Origin of the sequence: Providencia sp. PROV130 (assembly GCF_028482225.1) — a bacterium.
In the GTDB taxonomy this organism is placed as follows: Bacteria; Pseudomonadota; Gammaproteobacteria; order Enterobacterales; family Enterobacteriaceae; genus Providencia; species Providencia rettgeri.
This window is the reverse complement of the sequence record NZ_JAMPQC010000012.1, coordinates 18,995-27,373: the sequence shown is the minus strand read 5'-3', so window position 1 is coordinate 27,373 and position 8,379 is coordinate 18,995. Positions and strand designations below refer to the sequence as shown.

The window sequence follows — 8,379 nt, the reverse complement described above, 5'->3', positions numbered from 1 at the left end:
GGCATCTTTACGGGGATCATCCGTTGCTGCTATATCAACAGTTTCTGTTTGTGTATTGGCCAGCTTTTCAGCTTGTTTAGCTCGAGCTTGGGCTTTACGGGCTTCGCGAGCAGCGATTACTGCACTATTGTCTGGGAGTTCACCGGAAACAATCTTAATGGGTTCCGCTGTTACCGTTTGTTTGGCTTTAACTCGTGCTAAAGCGGCATTAACGGCATTTTTATCTGTACTATCGACTTGTACAGCCGCTTTTTTATGGCGTTCTTCCCGTGCTTGTTTATCACGTTCCATACGCAACTGTTTTGCTTCAAAACGCAATTTTGCTTCAGCGGCACGGCGCTCTTCTTGAGCAATTTCACGAATTTCTGCTTTTTCTTGACGGTAATATTGTACTAACGGAATATTACTCGGGCACACATAAGCACATGCACCACACTCTATGCAGTCAAATAAATTATGTTTTTGCGCTTTTTCGTGTTCATCTCCTTTACTGAACCAGTAAAGTTGCTGAGGTAGTAGCGCAGCAGGGCAGGCTTCAACACACAACCCACAGCGAATACACGCTTCTTCTAGTGCTTTAGGCCCCATTTCTTCCATGGTAGGAACCAGTAAACAGTTACAAATTTTCACGACAGGAACATTTAAGTCGGGCAGGGTAAAGCCCATTAAAGGCCCTCCCATAATCACCATTTGTTCTGGTTCAGGGTTAAAACCTGATTGCTGTAATAGATGTTTAACTGGAGTCCCTAAACGAGCCCAAAAATTACCCGGTTTGCTGATTGCTTCGCCTGTGACCGTGACTACTCGTTCGATTAATGGCTGGCCATCGATAACCGCACGTTTGATAGCAACCACAGTACCGACGTTTTGCATTAACACGCCAATTTGAGAAGAACGCGCACCGGATGGTACTTCTTTTCCCGTTAAAATTTTTGTCAGCTGTTTAGCACCACCTGATGGGTACTTGGTTGGTATAACCCGAATGAATATTTGTTTGTCTTGCGAGGTGATTGCATCTTTAAGTGCACGGATAGCCTCGGGTTTATTGTCTTCAATACCAATTAGTACCTGGTCTGGGTTTAATAAATGCTGTAAAACACGGCAGCCTTCAATAACTTCCTGTGCATGTTCTTGCATTAACCTATCATCTGCCGTGATATAAGGCTCACATTCAGCTGCATTAATGATTAATGTTTTAATCGCATCTTTACCACCAGCCAATTTTGATGCGGTTGGAAAACCGGCACCTCCGAGACCCGCAATACCCGCTTGTTCAATTTTCTGTAGTAATTCAGCGCGGGTTAATTGAACGTAGTTAGGCTCTGGGTACAAAGTACACCATGTATCTTGGCCATCGGATGCAATACGCACACATAACTCTTTTAAGCCAGAAGGGTGCGCCGTCACCATGGGCTCAATCGCAGTGATAACACCTGAAGTTGATGCATGAACAGGCACAGTACGTCCAAGGCCTTTAGTTAAAGGCTGGCCTTTTAAAACGAAGTCACCGACTTGAACAATCAGCTCGCCTTCAGGGCCTAAATGCTGTTGTAATGGGATAACCAGTTCATCAGGTATTGATGCAATACGCATCGGTGTCTGGCTTGATTGTAGCTTCATTTCAGGCGGATGGATCCCGCCTTTGAAATCCCAAATATTATCTTTTTTCAACCAATTAAAGAGCTTAAGCATGAGTTTCACCCCTTGCTTTAGTTACAAATGGTTCATTGGGTTCAACATTGATATTTTTGACTGGGATGGTGTTTAAATCCCATTTCCAATTGGCTGTGGTGGTTTTCACGGGAACAAGCTCAATACAATCGGTAGGGCAAGGGGCTACACACAGGTCACATCCTGTGCACAAATCTTCAATGACGGTATGCATGGCGCGGGTTGCACCCACAATAGCATCAACAGGGCAGGCTTGAATGCATTTAGTACAACCGATGCAGTTTTCTTCGTCGATAATCGCAACTTTACGAACCGGATTTTGCACGGTTTCATCGCCATCGATTGGTTGAGGGTCAACATTAAGCAATTCAGCGATTTTTAGCATGACTTGCTCACCACCAGGGGCGCATTTGTTGATCATTTCCCCATTATTTGCAACCGCTTCGGCGTAAGGGCGGCAGCCAGGGTAACTGCATTGGCCGCACTGGCTTTGAGGTAATATCGCTTCAACTTGTTCGACAATAGGGTCCGCCTCAACTTTGAAGCGTAATGAGGCATACCCTAAAATCAGCCCAAAAATAAGGCCAAAAACGGCTAATATACCGATAGCAATCCATACAGACATCATTAGAATTTCACCAAACCACTAAAGCCCATAAACGCGAGAGACATCAAGCCAGCGGTAATTAACCCAATTGACGAGCCCTTAAAAGGGGCCGGAACATTGGCAACAGCTAAGCGTTCGCGAATAGCGGCAAATAATACCATGACTAATGAGAAACCCACTGCAGCGCCAAAACCATACACGGCAGACTGCATAAAAGTATGAGACATATTAATATTTAATAAGGCAACACCAAGAACCGCGCAGTTGGTGGTAATTAAAGGCAGAAAAATACCGAGTAAACGGTAAAGCGTTGGGCTTGTTTTCCTCACCACCATTTCAGTAAATTGTACAACTACAGCAATCGCTAAAATAAAACTTAGCGTTCGCAAATAGATGAGATCGAGAGGAATGAGGATGAGTGTGTCAATCAACCAAGAACTGATTGACGCTAATGTCATAACAAACGTCGTTGCTAAGCCCATTCCAATGGCCGGTTCGAGTTTTTTTGAGACGCCCATAAAAGGGCATAAGCCTAGGAATTTAACGAGAACGAAGTTGTTAACCAGTACTGTTCCAACAAAGAGTAATAGATAATCAGTCATGCTATTGCCTGAAATGAAAAAAGAACAAAAACTGGCCGAAGCCAGTTAAACTATCATTATGATATCAAGCAATTTATGTGATGCTTATCGATCTTGTGTGAAAGTCATTTTTACACGTTGGGATCGTTTTAAATAAGGGACAAAGAAACCTGCCCCAATTAAAGGCCAAGCCAAGACTTGCAAAGCAGTTTCATCATCTATCGGTGAAAATGCGAAGGTTTTTATACCTAACAATAATAAAATCATTAACCAAATAATAAAGCGGCGAGGGAAATGTTTTGAACGTGAAAACATGAGTTGCAGCACATGGATACTGAAAATAGTCATCCCAATAGTAATCGCGAATGACAGATACCATGCGGCAGGAATAAAGCTTGTCCAATGGTCAACAGTCGTGACAATCTCATAAAACTTAATGCAATACATGACAGTCATACTGCAAACAGCTAAAAAGGTTAATAACAAATAGATTGCTGGAACTAATAACCAGCCAGTGATGCGGTTGGCGTCATAAACTGAAGTCATAATCAATAAAACCCATTTTGGCGAAGTCGCTGGACAATTTACAATCCTATCATAGATTTATTTGCCATTTCATTCCTTCTGATGGTACTTTTTATCTCCACCTGTGTTTATCGTTGTATGAGGTCTAAATGTCTAAACCAATTAAAGTTGCGATCGTCGGATATGGCTATGCTAGCAAAACATTTCATGCTCCCTTCCTTGGCATTTTAGAAGGGTATGATTTAACAACGATTTCTAGCAGTGACCCGAGTAAGGTTAAGGCGGATTGGCCAAATGTTCATGTTGCCGCCTCTCCGGAAGCTATTTTTGCTGATAAAGATATCGAACTCGTCGTTATTCCTACACCTAATGATACTCACTTTCCTCTCGCGCAAGCGGCATTAGCAGCGGGAAAACACGTGGTTGTTGATAAACCATTTACATTAGATGTTTCACAAGCTGAACAATTGAAACAACAAGCGGAGCAAGCTGGAAAATTACTGTCGGTTTATCATAACCGCCGTTGGGACTCCGGTTTTTTAACCGTTAAAAAAATCTTAGAAGAAGGTAAGCTCGGGGATATTAAATACTACGAATCACATTTTGATCGTTATCGCCCACTGGTTAGGCAACGCTGGCGTGAAGCGGATATTCCCGGAGCCGGTATTTGGTACGATTTAGGACCGCATTTGTTGGACCAAGTCCTGCAATATTTTGGTAGGCCGTTAGGGATCAACGTTGATCTTGCCATGATCCGTCCTAATGCACAGGCAGTGGATTACTTTCATACCGTTTTGCAATATGCTGATAAAAAAGTGGTATTACATGCTACAACATTAGCCGCTGCACCAACACCGATATATGTTATTCATGGTATGAATGGTAGCTATGTTAAATATGGTTTAGACACCCAAGAAGACAGCTTAAAGAGCGGCCAACGTCCAGAAGGGGCTGATTGGGGAATTGATACCAATATGGGTAATGTGACGCTGTCACAAGGTGATGAGCTTATAACTCAATCTTGGCCAAACCAACGCGGAAATTATGGTGGTTATTATCAAGGGATATATGATGCGATTCGCCATGGTAAACCAAATCCTGTCACCCCGAGCGAAGCGATAGATATTATGAAACTTATTGAAGCAGGTATACGTTCGGCAAAAGAAAAACGGACTATCGAAGAAATATTTTAACGTCATCAACGCTCACTATAAGGCCAGTTAACATAACTGGCTTTTATTATGGATAATCGAATGAATTTGCTAGCTAAACTGAGAATAGACCCATTTTTACTTATCATGATTGGTGTTGTCATTCTAGCCAGTCTTTTTCCTTGTGAAGGTGACATAAAAACGGGGTTTCAATATTTAACTACTGCTGCAATTGCATTGCTGTTCTTTATGCATGGAGCCAAGTTATCTCGTGAATCAATCATGGCGGGGATAGGGCACTGGCGTCTACATCTCCTGGTTTTTGCGAGTACATTTATTGTATTTCCTATTGTAGGATTAGGACTCGCGGTGATTGTACCTAAATGGATGTCACCGACGGTATATATGGGCTTTTTATACCTATGTGCTTTACCTGCAACCGTACAATCAGCAATTGCGTTCACATCAGTGGCCGGTGGGAATATTGCCGCAGCTATTTGTAGTGCATCGGCGTCGAGTATTCTTGGGGTTTTTCTTTCGCCAATCTTAGTTGGCTTATTGATGGATGCTGATGGTAGCCAAGCCATGGATACACTCAATGCGATAGGCTCCATCTTAATGCAATTAATGCTACCCTTTGTCGTGGGGCATTTATCTCGACCATTGATTGCCAATTGGATTAACCGTAATCGTAAGTTAGTGAATATGACTGACCGGTCTTCAATATTGTTAGTGGTTTACGTGGCATTTAGTGAAGCCGTTGTTGAGGGAATTTGGCAGAAAATAGATGCATTTTCACTCTTGATGATAGTGGTTGTTACATGCGTTATTTTATTTATTGTCATTGTATTTAATACGTTAGCTGCACGGCTGTTAGGTTTTAGCAAAGAAGATGAAATTACCATCGTTTTCTGTGGCTCGAAAAAGAGTTTAGCGAATGGAGTACCCATGGCGAACGTGTTGTTTCCTGCTGCGACAGTGGGGGTTATTTTATTGCCATTGATGATCTTCCACCAAATACAACTGATGGTCAGCGCTGTACTTGCTCAGCGTTATGCGAAAAGGCTATCAACTAAGGACTGACAATAGGGCAATCATGGGGTTTTGTTCTGACAAAATAGGCCATTACCCCTCAATTAGATTTATAACCGATCTCCTAAGCATACACGCCGTTTAGTTACAACATACAAATAATTATATAATTAACAATAGAGCCGCTGCTTATGCGGTGGATGCTAATAATCGATGATGTTATTTTAAGTAACGCATTGTTTTTAGACAGGCTTAATATATTAAGAAGCGCGGTAGGGTTAATTATTTTACGCTAAAGTTCAAAAAAGCCTATAAAAAGAAAAATAATTGTTATAGGCTCAAAAACAAACTCTCGAACTAGTAAGGTAATAGTTGTGCGTCTTTTTGAGATTTAACTTCTGTTAACTCAATTTTATATATATTTTCTTTGGAGTTTTTTACAATATTGTTGACACTAAAGTTTGCCAGCGGTGAGTAGAGTACTTCACTTTCATTATTATTAAAGCTTAGCCCAGCTTGCGGAGTGATCCCGTTGCCACTATTGCCTTTCACTAAAAACATAACTTTAACATCATCTTGGCTCTGGTTGGCAAAAGACTTAGCAATATCATTTCTACTCGACGTTGAAAAAAATTGCCCTAACTGATAAACCGTCTTATTATCGCTTTTTTTGTCGGCATTAAAATTATTAATTAAAGTATTTAAGCCATCACTAGTCATACCTTGCCCACGATGGGTGGTTGCTGTTGTACTTGACGGTGAATACCAATTTTTAGCAGCGGTTTTCACTAACTCATTTAAATTATCACTGTTACATTTTAATTCAAATTTAATGTGGCTATTTCCTTTTGAAAAAATATCTGAGCCATGTACTCGCTCATATTCAGCAATGACTTTACTACCACTTAAAGAGCCACCTTGTTTGCCATTACCAAAAATATAGCGGGCCTCATTGTTGATTGCTTTACAACCTTCATTACTTTGGTAGATAGAAGAAAATTGCTGACGCTTATTTTTTAGCTGTTCAGCTGCTTTCTCATTATCGGCTTCTTGTGTTTTAATCGTGTTTAATTGAGTTTCTATTGGGGCAAGCTCTTTACTGAGACTAGCAATTTGTTGTTGAGCATTTTTATTGTTATCGGTCAGTGATGATAAGGTTGATTCATCTTTTGCTTTCAACTTCGTGAGCAAGTTAGTTGAATCGGCGACAGTAACACTTTTTGCTGTTACATTTAATAAGGTTGCCGCGGCAGTGCGTTCAGTTTGGTAGCGGCCACTGGAAAAAATATTTTTTAGTACATTACTTCCTTGGCCTAATTTAAAATGCCCATTTTTGAGGCGGACTTGGCTATCTTTTCCATGTTGGTCAGAGATACTCTTCAACTCTTTTAAGAATGACATATTATGTTTGATAAATTCTTTTAATTCTGTCATTTCCGCTTTATTCGTTTCTATTGTAGTCTTAATTTTATTAATATTGCTAACTAAACTATTTTTTTGCGATATGAGCTGCTGTTTTAAATTTGGGCTAGCTATATGTTGTGTTGAAGTACTTGAGTTAATAATAGTCATGCTGATTTTCCTAAATAAATATATAAGATGTTTTTTATTAATATATAAAATATGAATATATAGGCTTGCGTAAAACGATTTTTAAATAGTAAGAGAGCGGCTAACTAAAAAAATAGGGCAGATATTAACAATCTCATATAGCAGCATGCAGGCCAAAGATTTTTCGGAAGGGGAATTTTAAGGATATTGAGATAGAGGGGCAGATCCCCTCTAAATCTTAACTAAATAAATTAGCGATTGGCGACTTTTTTTGACAGCGCATTTTTCTCACTATCCGATAAAAATGCCATACTCAGACCATTTCGTTGTGCTTGTTCTATTTCTTCTGCCGTTAAACCGGCTTGTGGGGCAGCCACTTCATATTCATGCCGTAACTCAATCCCTTGAACTGCAGGGTCATCTGTATTAATTGAAGCCAGAACACCTTGTTGTAAAAAGTTTTTTAATGGGTGTTGAGCTAAAGATGGAACTGTACTTGTTTGAATATTTGACGTTAAACAGCTTTCCATGCCAATTTGATGTTTTACTAAATACTCAATTAGAGCAGGGTCTTCTATTGCTTTAACGCCATGACCAATTCGTTGTGCGCCTAATACCTTAATAGCATGCCAAATACTGTCTGCTCCCGCTGCTTCACCTGCATGAACAGTAATATTTAACCCAGTATCTCTAGCTTTAATAAAATGTGACTCAAAGAGCTCTCCAGGAAATCCGAGCTCATCTCCTGCTAAATCTAATGCACATAAATGACTTCGATGCGCTAATAATCCTTGTAGCTCAGTTGTACAGGCTTGTTGGCCAAAAGTGCGGCTTAAAATACCAATTAGATTAATTTTAATATCAAATTGTTGGCACCCTGAACGTACACCATCAACAATCGCTTCAACTACACCCTCAACAGGCAATTGGTGTTTCATCGCCATGTAATAAGGGGAAAAACGCAGTTCTGCGTAATCAATACCTGCATTAAAGGCATCTTCAACATTTTCAAGCGCCACGCGGCGACAGGCATCTAAATCAGCTAAAACAGCGACACCCCAATCAAGTTTTGCTAAGAAACCCACTAAGTCAGCTTCTTGTCCTATAATTTGGACATGAGGGCGCAGTGCTTCAAGCTCTGAAGCAGGTAATTGAATATGGTGTTGCTCTGCTAAGGAGAGAATTGTTTCTGGACGGATATTGCCATCAAGATGGCGGTGTAAATCGGTTAAAGGTAAATGTGTTTTAATCACGGAATGAT

At 40.5% G+C, this 8,379-nt stretch carries 8 protein-coding genes; 2 read left to right on the top strand and 6 right to left on the bottom strand.

Annotation, left to right across the window (positions count from 1 at the left end):
* The 4 genes from rsxC to PSF28_RS08800 all read right to left on the bottom strand — a co-directional run.
* Positions 1-1,692: electron transport complex subunit RsxC (gene rsxC / locus PSF28_RS08815; RefSeq protein ID WP_272684948.1), on the bottom strand; the 1,692-nt coding region annotated here is incomplete at its 3' end.
* Complete coding sequence (rsxB, locus tag PSF28_RS08810) at positions 1,685-2,299, bottom strand: electron transport complex subunit RsxB (RefSeq protein ID WP_210837311.1); 615 nt, start codon at positions 2,297-2,299, stop codon at positions 1,685-1,687. The genes rsxC and rsxB, both read right to left, overlap by 8 nt.
* Positions 2,299-2,880: an electron transport complex subunit RsxA gene (gene rsxA, locus PSF28_RS08805; RefSeq protein WP_004910983.1), complete on the bottom strand. Its 582-nt coding sequence runs from the start codon at positions 2,878-2,880 to the stop codon at positions 2,299-2,301. Before rsxA ends, rsxB begins: the two co-directional genes overlap by 1 nt.
* A gap of 84 nt (positions 2,881-2,964) precedes the next feature.
* Positions 2,965-3,405, bottom strand: a complete 441-nt coding sequence (locus PSF28_RS08800) for a DUF2569 domain-containing protein (RefSeq protein ID WP_004910980.1) — start codon at positions 3,403-3,405, stop codon at positions 2,965-2,967.
* A gap of 128 nt (positions 3,406-3,533) precedes the next feature.
* On the opposite strand from PSF28_RS08800, the gene PSF28_RS08795 reads away from it, so the two are divergent.
* Together PSF28_RS08795 and PSF28_RS08790 are read left to right on the top strand one after the other, a co-directional pair.
* Positions 3,534-4,577: an oxidoreductase gene (locus tag PSF28_RS08795; protein ID WP_272684947.1), complete on the top strand. Its 1,044-nt coding sequence runs from the start codon at positions 3,534-3,536 to the stop codon at positions 4,575-4,577.
* A gap of 60 nt (positions 4,578-4,637) precedes the next feature.
* Positions 4,638-5,618 carry a bile acid:sodium symporter family protein gene (locus PSF28_RS08790; RefSeq protein ID WP_109912257.1) on the top strand — a complete coding sequence of 327 codons (981 nt, stop codon included), beginning with the start codon at positions 4,638-4,640 and terminating at the stop codon, positions 5,616-5,618.
* Positions 5,619-5,924: 306 nt separating this feature from the next.
* Here PSF28_RS08790 and PSF28_RS08785 read toward each other — a convergent pair whose 3' ends face one another.
* Both PSF28_RS08785 and add read right to left on the bottom strand, forming a co-directional pair.
* A complete protein-coding gene (locus PSF28_RS08785; protein ID WP_004910973.1) occupies positions 5,925-7,139 on the bottom strand; it encodes an ADP-ribosyltransferase domain-containing protein in 1,215 nt (404 codons plus the stop codon).
* Positions 7,140-7,369: 230 nt separating this feature from the next.
* Positions 7,370-8,371 (bottom strand): adenosine deaminase, encoded by a 1,002-nt coding sequence (gene add / locus PSF28_RS08780; RefSeq protein WP_272684946.1) that lies wholly within the window; start codon positions 8,369-8,371, stop codon positions 7,370-7,372.
* Positions 8,372-8,379 lie beyond the last annotated feature (8 nt).